1 protein-coding gene is annotated in these 254 nt (G+C 54.7%); it reads right to left on the reverse strand.

Annotated features, from left to right (window positions below; genetic code table 11):
• Positions 1-189 (reverse strand): hypothetical protein (locus CUZ56_RS15285; RefSeq protein WP_455431071.1); only part of this gene is annotated, 189 nt, incomplete at its 3' end.
• Between the last annotated feature and the right edge of the window lie 65 nt (positions 190-254).

Genomic DNA, 254 nt, shown 5'->3' on the forward strand with positions numbered 1-254 from the left:
GTCTTCGTTGAGGAATCGGATGCAGGAATCGAAGGTAGCTCCGCCCCAGCATTCAACGGACCAGAAGCCTGCCGCATCAATGTCAGCACAAGCATCAACCATGTCCTCCATGGCCATGCGAGTGGCAAGCAGGCTCTGATGCGCGTCGCGGAGCACGAGCTCGGTAACGCCAATCTTTCGTGGACTCATGAATCTAATCTTTGCACTGTCCCCGAAGCTTTCACCGACTTGGGGTCAAAGTTCCACACCTTAAC

Origin of the sequence: Saezia sanguinis, from assembly GCF_003991585.1 — a bacterium.
Taxonomy (GTDB): domain Bacteria; phylum Pseudomonadota; class Gammaproteobacteria; order Burkholderiales; family Burkholderiaceae_C; genus Saezia; species Saezia sanguinis.